Below are 16,826 nucleotides of genomic sequence, written 5' to 3'. Positions count from 1 at the left end.
AAATATCAAAAATAATCTTTTTTCGTCTATTCATTTGTTTTCCTGCAAGATTATATATACTTTTGCACTGTCTTTGGCTGGGTAGCTTAGCTGAATAGAGCGTCAGATTCCGGTTCTGAAGGTCGTGGGTTTGAATCCCACCCTGGTCACGATTTAAAGTATTTTTGTAAATGGCGATGCCTCTTTTAGGGGTGTCGCCATTTGCGTTTTATATGTGTATCAACGCATTGCAAATGAATGTTCTGTTGGAGGAAAATTTTGATTTCATATTCTTTGTGAATCGACATCAACACCTAAAATGTCACAAATAGGTTTGATCGGTACAAATTTTTCAGGTTCGTTACTTGCAATGATAGCGATGTTGTTTACTTTAGCGATAATCTTTGTTCCCATAATATAAAAAAGAGGTATGGTTTCGGTGGATGCAACGCTTACTCCCAATACCTTTAAAATTTCTTTCTGATGCTGTCGTTTGCATCCCGATCAGCACGCTTTTCATTAACGTGCTGCAAAAGTATAGTCAAAATTTTTGAAACACTTGCTATAAAATGGGAGAGTTTTAGTGCGTTCGTATGTAACACAGTTTAACAAAAAAGAGGAACCAATCGGTTCCCCTTAGTTATGTGAGCGGTACAGGTGTTCAATTAAAAATAGCTCTTTTTAAAACTGGACCAGACTCATTTTAGTTACTATCTCATTGAATTTATCTTGTATGATCGCCTTTTGTTTTTCGGAAGCAAAAGCCAGACCTTCTTTATATTTACGCATCAATGATGGATTTATCCCAACAGCTTGCGCAAATTGCGATACATTGAAAAAAGGAAAGGTTTTGAAAAATCCGGAAAAGTCATATTTGTAATCTATCGATAGATTTTCCGTATACCATTTCGGAAACACACCTTTCTTTTCTTTGTAAAATTCGGCTTGTTCGTTTAGTACGTCTACAAAGTCATTTTTAGCCTCTTGCTCAGTCAGACCGTACCCGTACGCACCTTGTACAGATTTCGTGTAAACACCATAGCCGCCGTCTTCTGCTTTTTCGATAATTGCTACAATTGTTTTCATACAACAGATTTTTTGAGGTTTAGTCCAATTAAAGTCACTCCCCGAAGGGAGTGGCAGAACTTTTACTTTTTCAGTCCGGCATCCTTCATCATCGATTCAAGCGTATCTTTCGGTATTTCTTTACTCGGATGACGTCCGACAGGAATGAAATAGTCGAAGTCCGGGTGAACATACTTGTGATGTTTCTTCCCTTTTCTGATTGTCCAGCCTGCGGCTTCAATCAGTTTGTAGAACTCGGAATACTTCATTGTGTAAAAGAACTATTATTTAATTGAACACTGCAAAAGTAACATATTTGTTCCAGATGGCCAAATGAAAAAGTAACAAATTTGTTCTTTTTTATTTGGCCTCGTAGAATGTGCCAGCATCTGTAAATTTTTCGATTAGTTTGGAATAGTTTTCAACTTTAATGACATTGGCAGTTTCTATAAATGTAAGAGTTTGCACCGGCCGATGAGATAATTGAGTTCTGAGTTTCCGGATAGTAATTGGTTTTTTACTTCTTCATTGGTATTGTTGATAAAGGCTTCCGTTCCGTTCAAAAAGATGTGACCGTTCGAAATGAGTACAGCGCTTTTTTTGTGGGCTTGCGTGTAAACTTTTCTTTTTTTGTTTATGTTTCATAAGTGAACAACTAAATTAAAGAAAGATTATGTCAGTGGTTTATAAATTTCTTTTTCCTTCCAGGCCGGAAGGGAATGCGTTTTCCCTTTTTCTGTTGGCGTTGCGTATACTTTTCGGAGTATTGCTGCTTTTACATGGTGTCCAGAAATGGATGAATTTTAGTGCTGTGTCAGGATCTTTTCCGGATCCGTTGGGCGTAGGAAGCACTATGTCATTAGGGCTGGCGATTTTCGGTGAGGTGTTTTGCTCCGTAGGTTTTATATTAGGGGCGTTCTATCGTCTGGCTATGATTCCGATGATCTTTACGATGGGAATGGCTTTTTTTGTGATACACGGGAATGATCCGTTTGCCGTGAAGGAACTGGCTTTTATTTATCTGGTGGTATTTGTTCTGATGTATATAGCTGGGCCCGGTAAATATTCTGTTGATCATATCATATCTTCTGCATTAAAGAAACAATGAGGTTTTTGCCTCTATCTGTATGATGTTGGGATTCGAATTTCGAAGGTTTCGGTGTCCGGAAGTCAAAGGTGACAGGTGGGTAATCGCTTGATAATAATCTATATAGTTTCGGATAAGGTGCTTTTGTCATTATGATAGTATGATGGTTGAAAAAACAACCGTCATGCAACCTATCATTCTGTATATCCGTTTGTTTTCAAAGGATTGATAACGAACTATGATAGTATGATGGTTGTTTGCAAAAAAAGGCATTCAATAGTGAAACGTTGATTGTGTCAGGCGGAGTAGAGATGCACGACGTCAGGAAACAAAAAAGGCGGGAGTTGTTATTCCTGCCTTTTTTGTTGTGTTAGCCTTCTCTTAAAAAAATAGTGAGAGAATAAGGTGTCTTTTTTGTGTTGGTTGGGAAAATAAAAAAAGCAACCATGTTGACCATGATTGCTCTTTAAAAAGAGGTGGGCGTTGACGGATTCGAACCGCCGACCCTCTGCTTGTAAGGCAGATGCTCTGAACCAGCTGAGCTAAACGCCCGAATGTGAAATCATTTTGGTAATGAGTGGGCGTTGACGGATTCGAACCGCCGACCCTCTGCTTGTAAGGCAGATGCTCTGAACCAGCTGAGCTAAACGCCCAAAGTGAAATCAATTCGTTATGAAAGGTGGGCGTTGACGGATTCGAACCGCCGACCCTCTGCTTGTAAGGCAGATGCTCTGAACCAGCTGAGCTAAACGCCCTTTCATTTATACATTAAGTTAGATACGCTCTATCTCTCTAAAGCGCTGCAAAGATACGGCTTTTTTTGTTACCTCCAAATATTTTTGAGAAAAAGTGGAAAAAAACTTCGTCTCTGCCTATATGTATTAAGATTTATAGTAACTTTGCAACTCCATATTAATAATGTATATGATATTTTCGACACTGACAGCAATTTCGCCTGTAGACGGGCGATACAGAAATAAAGCCGAGAACCTGGCGGCTTACTTTTCAGAGTATGCGCTCATTAAATACAGAGTGCAGGTTGAAATCGAGTATTTTATTACTCTGTCTGAATTCTTACCGCAGCTTCATGCGTTGGCGACTGTGGAGAATAAAGAGGCTTTGCGGAAAATTTACCGCGAGTTTTCGATTGAAGACGCTACCCGTATTAAAGAAATCGAGAGTGTGACAAATCATGATGTAAAGGCTGTTGAATATTTTATAAAAGAAAAATTCGATTTGTTGTCTTTGCAAGAATACAAGGAATTTATCCATTTCGGATTGACTTCTCAGGATATTAACAATACATCTGTTCCATTGTCTATCAAGGATGCACTGAATGAAGTGTATTTCCCGGGTTTGCAGGAAGTGATCGACATGTTGAAAAAATATGCCGAAGACTGGGCGGATATTCCCATGTTGGCCAAAACACATGGACAGCCGGCTTCTCCAACCCGTTTGGGAAAAGAAGTGATGGTGTTTGTTTACCGTTTGGAACAGCAGGTGAAGTTGTTGAAGGCAACTCCTGTTTCTGCTAAGTTTGGTGGTGCAACCGGTAATTTCAATGCGCACCATGTCGCTTATCCTGAGTATGACTGGAAAGCTTTCGGAAATAAATTTGTGAATGAAGTGTTGGGGCTGAGCCGTGAGGAATGGACAACACAGATTTCCAACTATGATAACATGGCGGCTATTTTTGACGGAATGAAACGTATCGATACGATCCTGATCGATTTGTGTCGCGATTTCTGGCAATATGTTTCCATGGAGTATTTTAAACAGAAGATCAAAGCCGGTGAGGTCGGTTCTTCTGCCATGCCGCACAAAGTGAATCCGATCGACTTCGAAAATGCGGAAGGAAATTTGGGTATGGCAAATGCTATCTTGACACACTTGGCTGGTAAATTGCCGATTTCACGTTTGCAGCGTGACTTGACAGACTCTACAGTCCTTCGTAATGTTGGCGTACCGATGGCTCATATCGAAATTGCATTCAAAAGTTTAACAAAAGGACTGGGTAAGTTGTTATTAAACGAAAAAGCATTGTATCGGGATTTGGATAACTGCTGGGCTGTTGTAGCCGAAGGTATTCAGACTGTTCTTCGTCGTGAAGGATATCCGAAACCTTATGAAGCATTGAAGGCCTTGACCCGTACAAATGAAGGCATCACCGCCGAATCAATCAGTAATTTTATCGACACATTGCAGGTTAGCGATGCCGTTAAAGCTGAATTAAAGGCGATAACGCCGCATAATTATACAGGTATTTAGTGAGTAAAATGGGTAGCCGTGAGGTTACCAAGTAGTTAATTATCATTTAATTTACATCAAATGAGCACAGAAGAAAGAGATGAATCTCAACCGCGTCCAAGAAAGGTGATACCAAGTATCAGACGGGAAAACACAGACCAGGATTCTGAAAGAAGACCTTACAGTCAAGGTTATAACAGACCTGAGGGAAACAACTATGAACGGAGACCATATAACCGTCCTAACCGGGATGACCGCGGAGGTTATAATTCTTATGGGGACAACCGCTCTTCCTATGGAGACAGACCGAGTCGTCCGCGTACGTATGATAACCGTGATGGCGGTTACAATAAACCGTATAACCGCGATAATGGTGGAAACCGTAGCTATGGCAACTCTAATCGTGAAGGAGGCTATAACAGCCGGCCTTCTTATGGCAACAATCGCCCTTATGGCAACAACGATCGTCCGTCTTATGGTAACAACGATCGTCCTTCTTACGGCAATGACCGTTCTTATGGAAACGATCGTCCGTATAATCGTCCGTCTCGTCCGAGCTATGAAGACAGAGGAAAGGCTTATTCGGCCACTCCGTCCGGTGAGGGTGTTTCGGGTGATGGCGTAAAGAAAAGAAGACCGCGTGTAGGTGATACCCGCGTAAGTTCGTCTTACGACAACCGCGATAATCGTGGCGGCAGACCTTCATACGGCAATAACAACAATCGTTATGGAAATGGTGGCGGTGGACGCGGCGGCTACAATAACAACAGACGCCCGAACAATAATCATCGTACCGGTGATTACAATCCGAATGCCAAGTATAACTTCCAGAAACAGTTGAAGTATAAGGAAGTGCTGGCTGACCCGAACGAACCGATCCGCTTGAATAAGTTCTTGTCTAATGCAGGTGTTTGTTCGCGTCGCGAAGCTGATGAATTTATCCAGGCAGGTGTTGTTCAGGTAAATGATCAGGTTGTAACTGAATTGGGGACGAAGATTACCCGTCAGGACAAGGTGCTGTTCAAAGGACAGCCGGTTCAGATCGAAAGTAAAGTATATATCGTTCTGAATAAGCCGAAGAATTGTGTGACGACTTCTGATGATCCTCAGGAACGTCTGACTGTCATGGATTTGGTAAAGAATGCTTGCCAGGAACGTATTTATCCGGTGGGCCGTCTGGACCGTAACACGACAGGTGTACTGCTGCTGACTAACGATGGTGATCTGGCTTCCAAGCTGACACATCCTTCTTTCAAGAAGAAAAAGATCTACCATGTATGGTTGGATAAGAACGTATCTATCGAAGATATGGAAAAGATCGCTAACGGGCTGGAGCTTGAAGACGGAGAAATCCATGCAGATGCTATCAGTTATGCAAGCGAAGATGACAAAAGCCAGGTCGGTATCGAAATTCACTCCGGACGTAATCGTATCGTCCGTCGTATATTCGAATCACTGGGTTATCATGTGGTTAAACTGGATCGTGTATATTTTGCCGGTCTTACGAAAAAGAACCTGGGACGTGGAAAGTGGCGTTATCTGAACGAACGCGAAGTGAACGCGCTCCGTATGGGTGCTTTTGAATAATATAAACTCAAAATTGAACATGGAAGCAATTAAAAGAACAAAGGTTGTAGACGTACTGAAAAGCGATGCTTTCGGCACGACCGTTAACGTGAAAGGTTGGGTACGTACCCGCCGTGGTAGTAAACAGGTTAGTTTCATCGCCCTGAATGACGGTTCTACAATAAATAATGTTCAGATCGTTGTAGACGTGGATAAGCTGGGTGAAGAATTTCTGAAGCCGATAACGACAGGTGCGAGTATCAGCGTAAACGGTACGTTGGTGCAGTCGCAGGGTAAAGGCCAGAATGTGGAAATCCAAGCTACGGAGATAGAAATTTACGGTTCTGCCGATCCGAATACTTATCCTTTGCAGAAGAAAGGCCATTCGATGGAATTCTTGCGTGAGATCGCTCATCTCCGTCCACGTACGAATACATTCGGAGCAGTGTTCCGTATTCGTCATAACATGGCTTATGCCATTCATAAATTTTTCCATGACAGAGGCTTCTTCTATTTCCATACACCGCTGATCACAGCTTCTGACTGTGAAGGTGCAGGCCAGATGTTCCAGGTGACAACCATGAACCTGTACGATCTGAAGAAGGATGAAAACGGATCTATCATTTATGATAACGATTTCTTCGGCAAACAGACGAGCCTGACCGTTTCCGGACAGTTGGAAGGTGAGTTGGCGGCTACGGCCTTGGGGCAGATTTATACGTTCGGCCCGACTTTCCGTGCGGAAAACTCCAATACGCCACGCCACTTGGCCGAGTTTTGGATGATCGAGCCGGAAGTGGCTTTCAATGATATCCTGGACAATATGCAGTTGGCGGAAGAGTTCATCAAGTATTGTGTACAATGGGCTTTGGACAATTGCATGGACGATGTCAAATTCTTGAACGATATGTTCGATAAGGGTTTGATCGAACGTTTGCAGGGTGTGTTGAAAGACGATTTCGTCCGTTTGTCTTATACGGAAGGAATCAAGATTCTGGAAGAGGCCGTAGCTAAAGGCCATACGTTTGAGTTCCCGGTGTATTGGGGTGTCGACTTGGCTTCAGAGCATGAACGCTTCCTGGTCGAGGAGCATTTCAAACGTCCGGTAATCCTGACTGACTACCCGAAAGAGATCAAGGCGTTCTATATGAAGCAGAACGAAGATGGCAAAACAGTTCGTGCGATGGATGTGTTGTTCCCGAAAATCGGTGAAATTATCGGAGGTTCCGAACGTGAAGCCGATTATGACAAACTGTTGAACCGTATCAACGAAATGGGTATTCCGATGAAGGACATGTGGTGGTATTTGGATACCCGCCGCTTCGGTACAGTTCCTCATTCCGGTTTCGGTTTGGGTTTTGAACGTTTGTTGTTGTTTGTGACAGGTATGACAAATATTCGCGACGTAATACCTTTCCCGCGTACACCGAAAAATGCCGATTTCTAAATTCACATAGAATAGGAAAATAAAAAACTCCGCATAGAACCTTTCAGGACTATGCGGAGTTTTTTTATGGCGGAAAGTCAAGACATCTTATCACCAATCTTTTAGGCACAGATTTTGTTTCGGCACACCGCCCTTAATCCAACTCTAACTTGATGACTGCTCCGTATGAAGGGACATTTTTGAAAGCGTCTTTCAGCTCATACTCTCCGGCATAGACATGGGCACAGGCTAAGACGCCGCCATGCGCAAAGAGGCATACTTTCTGTAGGCCGCTTTCTCTTATTTCATCCAGAAAACGACTGACACGGTTGTATTGGTCTTGCAGGGACTCGCCCGATGGAGCCGGAACGTTGATCCAATCGTTGAACCAAGCTTCCGAGCGAGGGTCAGAGGATAGTTCGTCCCAAGATTTCATTTCCCATTCCCCAAAGCTGATTTCTTTAATACGGTCTTCCTTTTCTGCATTCGGGTAACCGCAATAGTTTGCAAGGCGGACGCAACGTGTAAGCGGGCTGCTCCACACCTTGTCGAATGTGTGGCCGGATAAGTTTTTTTTTACGACTTCGGCTTCATCTTCGAATGAAGAGCGAAGTGGAACGTCGGTTTGCCCGTACGCATAGCCGGCAGGGACGTCGACGGAGGTATGTCTGACCAGATAAATTTCCATATAATAGTGTATTTTTATGTGCTTGTTGTATAAATAACAGCTATTCCCAGATAAAAGCTTAGTTCGCAAAGCAGAAATGTCGCTCCGCAGCAATCGCCTGTATAACCTTGTATTTTCTTTTTCATTAGTGAAGTGAGAAAATAGAAGACTGTGACAGGCAACAGGCCTGCCAGGAAATAGATGGGTTTCGGTAGCCAACACATCGGAATAAGGGCGGAGAAAAGGCAGCATGTATACTCACCTGTTGTCATCCGGCTGTAGACCGTTTTGTTTTTGGCCTCTTCTTCCTTGCGGGCATAGGAAAGCCGGTTGATGATCATTCCGGCAACTCCTTTGGAAAAAGGATCGCCCGCCAGTATCGCACTTCCGGCAAGAGCCAGCGGCAGGCTGCTCAACAACGTGTATAGAAGTGCAAAATAAAGAATCAACCCGATCACCCCGTAGCTTCCGATATGTGAATCCTTCATGATTGAAAGAATACGTTCGCGTGAAGTCCCTCCCCCGAAACCGTCGAAGAAATCGGCAAGCCCGTCTTCGTGCAGGCAACCGGTTATCAGCAGGCGGGTGACGATTGCCAATAGTACGGCAACGCTTGCCGGAAGTATCAGTGAGGCAGCATAGAGCACGATCACGGAAAGTCCGGCAGTGAGCCAACCGACTAACGCCCAGCGGCAGACTACATTCTTGAAATATTCAGAAGGAACTTCTGCCAGTCGCCAGAATGGCAGGCGGGTGAAAAATATGAAAGCGGCAAGGATACGAAGCATGAAGAATTTGCAAATTATGAATGATGGAATAACTGAATTAGAAATATTTGGTGATGGAGGCTTGCTGGAAGCTGTGCATCTCGTTGATCATGCGGACTGCCGAGTCTACAATCGGATAGGCGCATACGGAGCCGGAACCTTCGCCCAGGCGTAAGCCGAGATTCAGCAAAGGTTTGGCTTGTAAGACATCCAATACACGCTTATGTCCGGCCTCGTCTCCGCAGTGTCCGAATATGCAGTAAGAGAGCATGTCCGGGTACAGCCGTGAAGCAGCCAGTACGCAATTCGTCATAATGAAGCCATCCACCAAAATCACCATCTTCAATTCGGCCGCACGGAGCATGCCTCCCACAGCCATCACCATCTCGTAACCGCCGAAATAGCGGATTACATCCAACGGGCTGTTGTCTCCCTTGTAGTTTTCGAGTGCCTTTTTTAAGACATTGTATTTATGTCTGACACCTTCGTTATCCAAACCACTTCCGGCGCCTACGCAATCGATCAGAGGGATTCCTGTCAGACAGGTCATCCACATGCTCGAAGCGGCGGTGTTCCCGATTCCCATCTCACCGAAACTGATCACGTTGCACCCTTCGTCGTGGCAATCCGTGACAATGTCGGCACCGTATTGGAGGGCCAATTCCATTTCATCCTGCGTCATGGCTGCTTCATGCAGGAAGTTGCGGGTCCCTTTTCTGATTTTCCGGTCGATCAACTGTGGAATGGCCGGGAAATCGAAATCCACGCCACCGTCGACAATCTTGATTTCGAAACCATGCTGGCGGGAAAGGAAACAGATGCCGGCTCCCCCGTTCAGAAAATTATGTATCACCTGGCGTGTCACTTCTTTGGGCGATTTGCTGACTCCTTCGTCGGCGATCCCGTGGTCAGAAGCGTATATTACGTTAACCGGATGACGAAGTGCCGGAGATAATGTTTGTTGGATCAGGCCGATTTGAAGTGCAATTTCTTCGAGCGTACCCAATGATCCTTTGGGTTTCGTTAGATTATCTATTTTGTCCAGCAGAGTGGAGGCAATAGCGATGTCAGGTTTTTTAATGTTGAAAGAGATCATTGTATCGTGTTTTTATTGTTATTTCACTTTCATAGGGATGCCGCTTACCATGAGGATAACTTCGTCGGCACGGGATGCGATGTATTGGTTGATCCACCCTTGCAGGTCTGTGAACCGGCGTTGCACCGCATCGGGAGAAACGCCACCTAACCCGATTTCGTTTGTGACGAAGATCAAATAGGCCTCCTGCTTCGTGAATTTGTTGAATTCTTCTTTTAACTCGGCCAATGAACGATTCGTGTCGCTTTCATTGTCGAAGAAAAAGTTCGTGCTCCAGAGCGTGACACAATCTATGACGACCACACGCCCATTCAGATCGTGGCGGCTCAGGTATTTCTCTTCCTCTATGTTTGTCCATTCCGGTCCCCGGTCGGCTTGATGGCGAAGCACACGCTCGCGAAACTCATCGTCCCAAACGCGCGAAGTCGCCAGGTAAACAGGATTGGCCGTCAGTGACAAAGCGAGCTTTTGCGCATATCCGCTTTTCCCGGATCGTTGACCGCCTGTCACCAAAACGATATGCTTTTCTGCCATGCCCTTATTCTCCTTTCGGTTTGTTTCGGTTTGCTGCCCGTTTAGCCTTGTTGAGCGGGTTGTTCTTGCTCGTCTTGCGCAAAGCTGCCGATTTCGGAGAAGAAGCCAGGCGTTGCGCAACGGCCGACCGGCCTAAGGATTTGCCGAATTTGGGTTGTAGAGCTTCTTTCAGTGCTCCATAGTCGAGGCCGGTTGCCTTTGTCTCTTTTTTAGCACTATCCCCATTGCGGGCTGCATGACGGGCGGCTGCGTATTTATTGTATTTTACATATTTGCCGGGGCGCAGGCCTTTTGAACCGGTTGACGACGGAGAGGTCGTTTTCTTTTCGGATGCTGCCGTTGCCTGAGGCTTCTCTTTCTTTGTTTTTTTCTCCTGATCGCCGAATACCAGTTCCTGTGTCTTGCCACGTGCGACAGACGCATGCTCGGACGCATGCTTCCCGGCTTTGATCCGTATGTCATCCAGCATGACAATGTCGGCTTCGGTTACTTTCTGTCCGACATGAGGCAGGCTGCCGTTTACGGTGACACGTCCTTCTTCGATGAATTTGTCGGCTTCCCTGCGTGAACAAAGGCCGGAATCACTGATGAGTTTATTTAATCTTACTTCCATTCTGTGCGTATTTATTTAGTGGATAATCATTGATATTAAACAAACAATAAGCCCCATGGCAAGTTCGGCATTACTGTTTATTTTGATGGCAATTAGCATATCTTCCGTATTGAAAGCCCGTTCGTTAGTCCCGATATAAGGTTTTTCCACCGGCTTCCCGAAATAGTCGTGTGTCCCCCCGAACCGGCAATTCAATATGGCAGCAAGGGCGGATTCCGGGTAGCCGGAATTCGGGCTTGCATGAGCCGGACCGAAACGTTTTACAAAATCCATTTTATCCAGGTTACCGGAGACAGCCAGCATCAGCCATGCAGTCAGCCGGGCAGGAATATAATTGGCCAGATCGTCGAGCCTTGCTGCAATCTGCCCGAATTCTAAATAGCGTTCGTTTTTATAGCCGATCATCGAATCGAGCGTGTTCACCATCTTATAAGCCATCATACCAGGAAGTCCGAGCAGGGCAAACCAAAACATGGGAGCGATCACTCCGTCGCTCAGGTTTTCCGCGAGCGTTTCCAGTGCGGCGGCCCGTATCTCTTGTGGGGAAAGGCGGGAAGTGTCGCGGCCAACGATTCGTCCGACCTGCTTGCGCCCTTCTTCCGTGCTGCAGTTCACGGCTTCGAAAACGGCTTTCACCTCTTTGATCAGTGTTTTTCCTGCCAGGCAGTAAAAGACGCCAACCCCAACCAGAACTGAAGCGAACAGCGGGTAAAAGTATCCTGCGAGCGCCAGTATCCGTTCGCAAAGCAAGTAGGTCCCGACAATCAAAACGAGCGCCATGACACCCCCCTTGGCAGCCCGGTTATTCCCTTTGTTCAAAGTCTTTTCTCCCAATGAAATCACTTTGCCGAACCCCACAACCGGATGCGGCCATCCCTCAGGATCGCCCAACAGGCGGTCTGCCAGCCATCCGCCGATGAACGGGAGGGCTTTTGCCAGGTAAAATGAATGATGAAACCAGTAATACATAATAGTGGCAAAGGTAAAAATATAATTCCAGTTATGGAATCCATTGCTTATATTCCTCATGATTTATCGGAGTGAAATTGTAGTCGGGTCTGCATGCCGTGTGGATTTTGTCTGCATGTAATCTGTTTTCGGCATTGTCGGGAATGTTTCCGGGGTTGTCGAGTATGTTTTCGGCAATGTCGAAAATATGCTTGACAACATCGGAAAAAAGATTTTATCGTGAACAAGGTGAACCCGGATGCGGTTCGCGTTGAAAAGTGTTCGAAAGATAATGAAATTTTTTGGCAATCCGTGCAAAAGATTTACCTTTGTTGTATGCTTAGAATTGTAACACATATTGAACGTTTGCTTCTGGTGCATGATTGTGTGATTGTACCGAAGTTCGGAGGTTTTGTCCTGCAGGTTGTTCCGGCTGTGCGGCGTGTGGAGGAACATACGTTTTGTCCTTTGCGCAAAGAGATCGGCTTCAATATGACGCTGCAGCATAACGACGGGCTTTTGCCTGAATCATATATGCAGATGTATGCGGTGAGCTATCGCCGGGCACAACTGATGTTGGACGAAGATGTGGAGGATATGAAGAACACCCTGCAACGGTATGGAAAACTATCGTTAGGCGTGTTAGGTTCGTTCACGGTAGGAGAAGAGGGGCAGATGATTTTCCATCCGGGTGAAACTGACCTTTTCAGTGTCGGTTCGTATGGTTTGCCCGTGTTCCATTTCCCGGCTCTTCTTTCCGTTCAAAAAGAAAAGAAAGACACCCTTTATATTCCGATCAGCCGTAAGCTGATCCGTACAGCTATGGTCTCGGCTGCCGCAGTAGCATTGTTCCTGTTGGTCTCCACTCCGGTGAAAGAAGTCAACCAGGAGGCCTATACAGCCAGTTTTGTTCCGACCGGGATGGTTGTGCAAAAGCCGGTTCTTCTTGAAGCGGTTTTGCCGGACAGTACAGTGGCGGAAGCGGATACGAAGCAGGAATCATCGGAAGAGGTGATTGCCCGTGAAGTGAAAAAAGCTGCGTCTGCTCCGGTTGCGGAAAAGAAAGCGGCTGTGTCCAAGCCTGTAGTTGTCCAGCCTAAAAAAATGTACCATATCGTAATTGCCAGTTTCCCCTCCGAGTCGCAGGCGGACGAATTTATTGCCGGTGTAGACCGTAACGAATGCAAGCATGTCAGCAAGGTTGTGCGCGATGGGAAATATCGTATCTATGCGGATAAGTTCGATAACCGCGAAGCGGCAGAATCTTATATGCAGACTCTCCGTTCCAATCCGAGATATAAGGATGCTTGGTTGTTTATCAGCCGTTGATTTATGTATAAAAAGAAATATCCTTCGGGGAGAAAATTGTTTTCTACCGAAGGATATTTAAAAAACGTCCGGACAGGTTTTCGTTATTATTGTTTTCTACTCTTTATCATTTTCTTCTGATTTCATTTTTCGTTTCTTTTTGAGCCGTCCAGCCTTGCGTAAGGCTTGATCCAAAATGTATTGTATCTGGCCGTTTGTGCTCCGAAACTCATCGGCAGCCCAGGCTTCGATCGCTTCCATCATTTCTGCGTCCACACGCAAGATGAAACTTTTGATCGCATTTCCATTTTCCTTTTTGGCCATATTTTATTCTAACTGTAAAAATTACTGATATAAAGTACCTGTATTGACAACAGGTTGCGCGGACTCGTCCGCACAAAGGACTACCAACAGGTTGCTGACCATCGCCGCTTTCCGTTCTTCATCCAGTTCGACAACGCCGTCTTTCTCTAACTTTTCCAATGCCAGGTGGACCATGCTGACGGCTCCTTCCACGATCCGTTCGCGGGCAGAGATGATGGCGTCTGCCTGCTGGCGGCGCAACATCACGCTGGCGATTTCGGATGCATAAGCCAGGTAGTTGATACGGGCTTCCACGATTTCGATTCCGGCGATGGCAAGACGGCTGTTGAGCTCGTCTTCCAGGCGTTGGGTTATTTCTCCGCTTTCATCGGAACGGAGTGTGACTTTATCAATCGCTTCGTTTGTGTCGTAAGCATACATGCCTGCAACTTGCCGAAGAGCGGCGTCGCTTTGTATTTGAACAAACTCCCGGATGTCTCCGGATATATCGAAACTGGCTTTATAGGTGTCTTTTATTCTCCAGACGACTACGGCTCCGATCATGATCGGATTACCGACTTTGTCGTTGACTTTGATCGGGTCGATGTTCAGGTTTAAGATGCGTAATGTTACGGTTGATTTCAGGAAAAGCGGATTTACCCAATAGAAACCATTACTCATGACTGTTCCGGCATATCTGCCGAAAAAAGTCAGTACGCGCGAATTGTTTGGCTGGATGATCATGAATCCGGGAAACATGACAACGACGCATATCCCGCAGATGACGCCGGCGATGGTACTCGTTGTTTGTGGCAGCGATAGTAGATATATGGCTGTCCCTGTTAAAGCAAGCATGATAAATATAGCCGTAAAACCGGATAATTTAATGCCGTCGAAGTTCTTTTCCTGTGTTTTCATAATGATCGTTATTTGATATTATTTTGATATCACAAAGTAAAGCAAAGTCCCGGACTTCTGCAAATAAATTATGAACTTTTTGTAAGCAGATATATAAAATATTCTATAGCTTTGTCAGATCAAAAATTACACGATTGGAATTTCAATTAGATACAGATAATAAGGAGTTTCAGGATGCCCTGCAACTGATCTCCCATACGCGCCAGTCCGTCTTTCTGACCGGGAAGGCCGGAACGGGTAAATCCACGTTCCTGAAATACATCTGCGCACATACGAAAAAGAAGTATGTCGTATTGGCGCCGACAGGGATAGCGGCGATTAATGCGGAAGGGGTGACGCTTCATTCGTTTTTCAAGTTGCCTTTTCGCCCGATGTTGCCCGATGATCCGGATTTGAGCCTGAAGAACGGACGTATCTTCGAGTTTTTCAAGTATAGGAAAGAACATCGGAAGCTGATTTCGGAAGTTGAATTGATCATTATCGACGAGATTTCGATGGTGAGGGCAGATATCATCGATTGTGTCGACCGTATCTTGCGTGTCTTTTCCGGCAATATGCGTTTGCCGTTCGGAGGGAAGCAGCTCTTGTTTGTCGGCGACGTCTTCCAGTTGGAACCGGTTGTCCCTTCCGACCAGAAAGAAATATTGAGTCTTTTCTATGCCAGCCCGTTTTTCTTTTCGGCCCGTGTCTTCAAGGATATAAACCTGGTTCCGATCGAATTGCAGAAAGTGTACCGGCAGACAGATCCGGTGTTTATCAATATTTTGGACCGTATCCGTAGCAATGCCGCCCGAAAACAGGAGTTGGATACGTTGAATGCCCGCTGTTTCCCTGATTTTACGCCTCGAAACGAAGATATGTACATCACGCTTGCGACGCGACGGGATCAGGTGGATTTTATCAATGAACGAAAGTTAGGGGAATTGCCCGGTGAAGAGTTTGTCTCCCGAGGCAAGATCGAAGGCGATTTCCCCGAATCGTCGCTGCCGACACAATTGAACCTGTCCATCAAGGAACAGGCACAGGTCATCTTTATCGATAATGATTATGAACGGCGTTGGGTCAATGGTACGATCGGCATGGTATCGGGGATCGACGAGAATGGAAATGTCTATGTCCTGCTGGAGGACGGGAGGGAATATCTGGTCGAGCCGACTTCCTGGCGCAACTATAAATATAAGTACAACGAAAAAGAAAAAAAGGTCGAAGAGGAAATAGTCGGTACATTCGAGCAGTTGCCGATCCGCCTTGCCTGGGCGATCACCGTGCATAAGAGCCAGGGGCTGACGTTCAGCCGTGTCGTGGTGGATTTGACAGGCGGCGTGTTTGCCGGCGGCCAGACGTATGTCGCTCTGAGTCGTTGCACGTCTTTGGAAGGATTGGTCTTGAAAAGCCGCATTTCTCCGCATGACATCTTTGTGCGGAAAGAAATCGTCCAGTTCAGCCAGATGTTTAATGACCGGCAACTGATTGAAAAGAGTTTGCGTGAAAGTGAAGCCGAATTGTTGTACGCGCGTGCCGCTCATAGCTTTAAGTCCGGCAATGTGAAAGAGACGGTCGAGGCCTTTGCAGCGGCCGTCAGTAAGCGGAATGAGTTGGAAAAGCCGGAAGTGCAACGGTTGCTCCGTATGAAATTGCAAACGATGAACACTCAACGGGCGCAGATCAAGAAACTCAGGGAGGAGATACACGCCCAGCGGGAGATTCAGAAAGAATATGCCCACGAATACTATTTGATGGGAAATGAATGTATCACGAAAGCGCATGATCCGAATGCGGCTATCCGCTCTTTCGACAAAGCGCTTAAGCTTTATCCCGAATTTGTGGATGCCTGGGTGCGGAAAGGAGTGACTCTTCTCGATTTGGGTGACGGTTTCCAGGCGGTTACTTGCCTGAACGAAGCTGTGCGGCTGAACCCGAAATCTTTTAAAGCGCGTTATAATCGTGGAAAATCCTATCTTCAACTGAAATATTATGACGAGGCTGTTTCTGACTTCATGAAAGCTGTCGACCTGAAGCCGAAGCATGCAGCAGCCCATGAATATCTTGCCGAAGCATTCCTGCATATAGGAGAGGAGGAGCTGGCGCGGCAACACCGGGATATTGCCGATGAACTTCGTAATGAGAATAAAAGCAGATAAGCGGCCATAGAAAGAAAAAAGCCCGCAAGTGAATTGCAGGCTTTTGTAGTGCGTCCGGGGTTCGAACCCGAGTTTCCGCCGTGAGAGGGCGGCGTCCTAGACCACTAGACGAATGCACCGGATAGTCTTTGTTTGACGCTGCGAAAATAGTAAATATTTTA

At 45.7% G+C, this 16,826-nt stretch carries 17 protein-coding genes and 5 tRNA genes; 7 read left to right on the top strand and 15 right to left on the bottom strand.

The features are described from left to right. The first annotated feature begins 75 nt into the window (after positions 1 to 75). Positions 76 to 149: transfer RNA gene (locus tag BQ9893_RS13990), tRNA-Arg, on the top strand. 115 nt (positions 150 to 264) lie between these two features. Here BQ9893_RS13990 and BQ9893_RS22355 read toward each other — a convergent pair. The 3 genes from BQ9893_RS22355 to BQ9893_RS13980 all read right to left on the bottom strand — a co-directional run bounded on the left by BQ9893_RS22355 (position 265) and on the right by BQ9893_RS13980 (position 1,313). Next, the gene (locus BQ9893_RS22355; RefSeq protein ID WP_262497384.1) at positions 265 to 393 is read right to left on the bottom strand and encodes a hypothetical protein; all 129 of its coding nucleotides are present in this window, start codon (positions 391 to 393) and stop codon (positions 265 to 267) included. Between the two features lie 267 nt (positions 394 to 660). Then, complete coding sequence (locus BQ9893_RS13985; protein ID WP_075966592.1) at positions 661 to 1,065, bottom strand: type II toxin-antitoxin system HicB family antitoxin; 405 nt, start codon at positions 1,063 to 1,065, stop codon at positions 661 to 663. A gap of 62 nt (positions 1,066 to 1,127) precedes the next feature. Beyond that, a complete protein-coding gene (locus BQ9893_RS13980; RefSeq protein ID WP_075966591.1) occupies positions 1,128 to 1,313 on the bottom strand; it encodes a type II toxin-antitoxin system HicA family toxin in 186 nt (61 codons plus the stop codon). 404 nt (positions 1,314 to 1,717) lie between these two features. On the opposite strand from BQ9893_RS13980, the gene BQ9893_RS13975 reads away from it, so the two are divergent. Beyond that, positions 1,718 to 2,152: a DoxX family protein gene (locus BQ9893_RS13975; RefSeq protein WP_075966590.1), complete on the top strand. Its 435-nt coding sequence runs from the start codon at positions 1,718 to 1,720 to the stop codon at positions 2,150 to 2,152. A gap of 456 nt (positions 2,153 to 2,608) precedes the next feature. Here the strand turns inward: BQ9893_RS13975 and BQ9893_RS13970 are convergent. The 3 genes from BQ9893_RS13970 to BQ9893_RS13960 form a co-directional block, all read right to left on the bottom strand. Beyond that, positions 2,609 to 2,683: transfer RNA gene (locus tag BQ9893_RS13970), tRNA-Val, on the bottom strand. Positions 2,684 to 2,709: 26 nt separating this feature from the next. After that, positions 2,710 to 2,784, bottom strand: a tRNA-Val gene (locus tag BQ9893_RS13965). 27 nt (positions 2,785 to 2,811) lie between these two features. Beyond that, positions 2,812 to 2,886, bottom strand: a tRNA-Val gene (locus BQ9893_RS13960). 169 nt (positions 2,887 to 3,055) lie between these two features. Between BQ9893_RS13960 and purB the strand changes: the two genes are divergently transcribed. From purB to asnS, 3 genes are read left to right on the top strand one after another with little or no spacing between them, the layout of a single operon-like run. Next, positions 3,056 to 4,399 carry an adenylosuccinate lyase gene (purB, locus tag BQ9893_RS13955; protein ID WP_075966589.1) on the top strand — a complete coding sequence of 448 codons (1,344 nt, stop codon included), beginning with the start codon at positions 3,056 to 3,058 and terminating at the stop codon, positions 4,397 to 4,399. 60 nt (positions 4,400 to 4,459) lie between these two features. Next, positions 4,460 to 5,965 carry a pseudouridine synthase gene (locus BQ9893_RS13950; RefSeq protein ID WP_075966588.1) on the top strand — a complete coding sequence of 502 codons (1,506 nt, stop codon included), beginning with the start codon at positions 4,460 to 4,462 and terminating at the stop codon, positions 5,963 to 5,965. A gap of 19 nt (positions 5,966 to 5,984) precedes the next feature. Beyond that, positions 5,985 to 7,391 (top strand): asparagine--tRNA ligase, encoded by a 1,407-nt coding sequence (gene asnS / locus BQ9893_RS13945; protein WP_075966587.1) that lies wholly within the window; start codon positions 5,985 to 5,987, stop codon positions 7,389 to 7,391. Between the two features lie 133 nt (positions 7,392 to 7,524). Here the strand turns inward: asnS and cobC are convergent, their stop codons facing one another. The 6 genes from cobC to cbiB are packed head-to-tail and all read right to left on the bottom strand — an operon-like array spanning position 7,525 to position 12,016. Further along, positions 7,525 to 8,058: an alpha-ribazole phosphatase gene (gene cobC / locus BQ9893_RS13940; RefSeq protein ID WP_075966586.1), complete on the bottom strand. Its 534-nt coding sequence runs from the start codon at positions 8,056 to 8,058 to the stop codon at positions 7,525 to 7,527. 14 nt (positions 8,059 to 8,072) lie between these two features. Then, entirely contained in the window at positions 8,073 to 8,825 is a 753-nt protein-coding gene (locus tag BQ9893_RS13935) for an adenosylcobinamide-GDP ribazoletransferase (RefSeq protein ID WP_075966585.1), read from the bottom strand. A gap of 37 nt (positions 8,826 to 8,862) precedes the next feature. Further along, entirely contained in the window at positions 8,863 to 9,900 is a 1,038-nt protein-coding gene (cobT, locus tag BQ9893_RS13930) for a nicotinate-nucleotide--dimethylbenzimidazole phosphoribosyltransferase (protein WP_075966584.1), read from the bottom strand. 18 nt (positions 9,901 to 9,918) lie between these two features. Further along, on the bottom strand, positions 9,919 to 10,434 hold the full coding sequence (locus tag BQ9893_RS13925; RefSeq protein WP_075966583.1) for a bifunctional adenosylcobinamide kinase/adenosylcobinamide-phosphate guanylyltransferase: 516 nt from the start codon (positions 10,432 to 10,434) through the stop codon (positions 9,919 to 9,921). 4 nt (positions 10,435 to 10,438) lie between these two features. Then, the gene (locus BQ9893_RS13920; protein WP_075966582.1) at positions 10,439 to 11,047 is read right to left on the bottom strand and encodes a S4 domain-containing protein; all 609 of its coding nucleotides are present in this window, start codon (positions 11,045 to 11,047) and stop codon (positions 10,439 to 10,441) included. Between the two features lie 15 nt (positions 11,048 to 11,062). Then, the gene (cbiB, locus tag BQ9893_RS13915; protein WP_075966581.1) at positions 11,063 to 12,016 is read right to left on the bottom strand and encodes an adenosylcobinamide-phosphate synthase CbiB; all 954 of its coding nucleotides are present in this window, start codon (positions 12,014 to 12,016) and stop codon (positions 11,063 to 11,065) included. A 315-nt stretch (positions 12,017 to 12,331) separates the two neighbouring features. Here cbiB and BQ9893_RS13910 point away from each other — a divergent pair, with 315 nt between their 5' ends. Continuing rightward, on the top strand, positions 12,332 to 13,324 hold the full coding sequence (locus BQ9893_RS13910; RefSeq protein WP_075967385.1) for an HU domain-containing protein: 993 nt from the start codon (positions 12,332 to 12,334) through the stop codon (positions 13,322 to 13,324). A gap of 96 nt (positions 13,325 to 13,420) precedes the next feature. On the opposite strand, the gene BQ9893_RS13905 is transcribed toward BQ9893_RS13910, so the two are convergent. Then, the gene (locus tag BQ9893_RS13905) at positions 13,421 to 13,627 is read right to left on the bottom strand and encodes a type II toxin-antitoxin system antitoxin (protein WP_075966580.1); all 207 of its coding nucleotides are present in this window, start codon (positions 13,625 to 13,627) and stop codon (positions 13,421 to 13,423) included. A gap of 21 nt (positions 13,628 to 13,648) precedes the next feature. Then, positions 13,649 to 14,524 (bottom strand): SPFH domain-containing protein, encoded by an 876-nt coding sequence (locus BQ9893_RS13900; protein WP_075966579.1) that lies wholly within the window; start codon positions 14,522 to 14,524, stop codon positions 13,649 to 13,651. 134 nt (positions 14,525 to 14,658) lie between these two features. On the opposite strand from BQ9893_RS13900, the gene BQ9893_RS13895 reads away from it, so the two are divergent. After that, on the top strand, positions 14,659 to 16,665 hold the full coding sequence (locus BQ9893_RS13895; protein WP_075966578.1) for a tetratricopeptide repeat protein: 2,007 nt from the start codon (positions 14,659 to 14,661) through the stop codon (positions 16,663 to 16,665). Between the two features lie 46 nt (positions 16,666 to 16,711). On the opposite strand, the gene BQ9893_RS13890 is transcribed toward BQ9893_RS13895, so the two are convergent. Continuing rightward, a tRNA-Glu gene (locus BQ9893_RS13890) sits at positions 16,712 to 16,784 on the bottom strand. Positions 16,785 to 16,826: the final 42 nt, after the last annotated feature.

This window comes from Parabacteroides massiliensis (genome assembly GCF_900155425.1).
Taxonomy (GTDB): Bacteria; Bacteroidota; Bacteroidia; order Bacteroidales; family Tannerellaceae; genus Parabacteroides; species Parabacteroides massiliensis.
This window is presented reverse-complemented; position numbering and strand designations above follow the sequence as displayed.

Bases quoted from the DNA above. Each gene is read 5' to 3' on its own strand.
- BQ9893_RS13985 (WP_075966592.1), bottom strand. From the start codon at position 1,065: ATGAAAACAATTGTAGCAATTATCGAAAAAGCAGAAGACGGCGGCTAT.
- cbiB (WP_075966581.1), bottom strand. From the start codon at position 12,016: ATGTATTACTGGTTTCATCATTCATTTTACCTGGCAAAAGCCCTCCCG.
- cobC (WP_075966586.1), bottom strand. From the start codon at position 8,058: ATGGAAATTTATCTGGTCAGACATACCTCCGTCGACGTCCCTGCCGGC.
- purB (WP_075966589.1), top strand. From the start codon at position 3,056: ATGATATTTTCGACACTGACAGCAATTTCGCCTGTAGACGGGCGATAC.
- BQ9893_RS13935 (WP_075966585.1), bottom strand. From the start codon at position 8,825: ATGCTTCGTATCCTTGCCGCTTTCATATTTTTCACCCGCCTGCCATTC.
- BQ9893_RS13980 (WP_075966591.1), bottom strand. From the start codon at position 1,313: ATGAAGTATTCCGAGTTCTACAAACTGATTGAAGCCGCAGGCTGGACA.
- BQ9893_RS13900 (WP_075966579.1), bottom strand. From the start codon at position 14,524: ATGAAAACACAGGAAAAGAACTTCGACGGCATTAAATTATCCGGTTTT.
- BQ9893_RS13905 (WP_075966580.1), bottom strand. From the start codon at position 13,627: ATGGCCAAAAAGGAAAATGGAAATGCGATCAAAAGTTTCATCTTGCGT.
- asnS (WP_075966587.1), top strand. From the start codon at position 5,985: ATGGAAGCAATTAAAAGAACAAAGGTTGTAGACGTACTGAAAAGCGAT.
- BQ9893_RS13925 (WP_075966583.1), bottom strand. From the start codon at position 10,434: ATGGCAGAAAAGCATATCGTTTTGGTGACAGGCGGTCAACGATCCGGG.
- BQ9893_RS13975 (WP_075966590.1), top strand. From the start codon at position 1,718: ATGTCAGTGGTTTATAAATTTCTTTTTCCTTCCAGGCCGGAAGGGAAT.
- BQ9893_RS13920 (WP_075966582.1), bottom strand. From the start codon at position 11,047: ATGGAAGTAAGATTAAATAAACTCATCAGTGATTCCGGCCTTTGTTCA.
- BQ9893_RS22355 (WP_262497384.1), bottom strand. From the start codon at position 393: ATGGGAACAAAGATTATCGCTAAAGTAAACAACATCGCTATCATTGCA.
- BQ9893_RS13950 (WP_075966588.1), top strand. From the start codon at position 4,460: ATGAGCACAGAAGAAAGAGATGAATCTCAACCGCGTCCAAGAAAGGTG.
- BQ9893_RS13910 (WP_075967385.1), top strand. From the start codon at position 12,332: ATGCTTAGAATTGTAACACATATTGAACGTTTGCTTCTGGTGCATGAT.
- cobT (WP_075966584.1), bottom strand. From the start codon at position 9,900: ATGATCTCTTTCAACATTAAAAAACCTGACATCGCTATTGCCTCCACT.